The 406-nt window shown below is 55.4% G+C and carries 1 protein-coding gene; it reads right to left on the bottom strand.

Annotated elements, in window-relative coordinates; genetic code table 11:
* On the bottom strand, positions 1-406 hold a 406-nt coding region (locus P0D80_RS51325), incomplete at both ends, for a pentapeptide repeat-containing protein (protein WP_408296669.1).

The following is a 406-nucleotide window of genomic DNA, read 5'->3' as shown; positions in this document are numbered from 1 at the left end:
ATACAGTTGATCCTCTCGTTGCCGCGCAAGCGCCCGTCTACTGCCGTCAGGATGCTGCCGGATACCGCATTGTTCCTGTGGTTAAAAAGAATATCGCGCACATTCCGATTATGTAGGTCCCCCTTGAAACCATGAAAAACGATCCCGGCAAGCATCTCATCGGTAAACGGATCAGAGTATTGCATAAGAGCTTCGAGCGACATTTTCGTCTCACCAAAGAGCGCTCCTCGCAGGAACGTAGACCTGAGATCCGTCCCGCGCAGGTCCATCCCGCGCAGGTCCATCCCGCGCAGGTCCTTGGAGACCGCCCCCAACAATCGAAGTTCCTCCTCGCGCCCTGCGAGCAGCGCAAATCTCGAGAACGGGATCGATTTGCACGCCTCTCGGTATAGATAATGGTCTGCAC

It is taken from the genome of Paraburkholderia sp. RL17-373-BIF-A (assembly GCF_046030175.1).
In the GTDB taxonomy this organism is placed as follows: domain Bacteria; phylum Pseudomonadota; class Gammaproteobacteria; order Burkholderiales; family Burkholderiaceae; genus Paraburkholderia.
This window is presented reverse-complemented; position numbering and strand designations above follow the sequence as displayed.